Below are 358 nucleotides of genomic sequence, written 5' to 3'. Positions count from 1 at the left end.
CGAATCGCCGCGTCGCGAAAGGTTGCGGAAGGCTTCGCGTCCCTATACTCGTCGTGACGATGCGCCACGCATCGCGCCATACGAATACAACGAAGGAGACGACCCGATGCGACCCATCCTGCGCACCCTCGCCGTTGCAGCCAGCCTGAGCTGCGCGCTCGCCGCTCACCCCGCGCTCGCCGACGACGGCGGCAAGATCACGATCATGGTCGGCGGGATCGCCAAGCTCATCTATCTGCCCGCGCGGCTCACGCAGGAACTCGGCTACTTCAAGGCCGAAGGGCTCGACGTCGAGCTGCTGTCGCAGCCGGCCGGCGTCGATGCCGAGAACGAGCTGCTGGCGGGCGCCGTGCAGGGC

1 protein-coding gene is annotated in these 358 nt (G+C 67.6%); it reads left to right on the top strand.

Annotated features, from left to right (window positions below; translation table 11 throughout):
* Window positions 1-106: 106 nt before the first annotated feature.
* Window positions 107-358, top strand: a 252-nt coding sequence (locus SB771_RS33710; RefSeq protein ID WP_410721881.1) for an ABC transporter substrate-binding protein, incomplete at its 3' end; no start/stop codon positions are given.

The organism is Burkholderia sp. SIMBA_051 (assembly GCF_046534915.1).
In the GTDB taxonomy this organism is placed as follows: domain Bacteria; phylum Pseudomonadota; class Gammaproteobacteria; order Burkholderiales; family Burkholderiaceae; genus Burkholderia; species Burkholderia ambifaria.
This window is presented reverse-complemented; position numbering and strand designations above follow the sequence as displayed.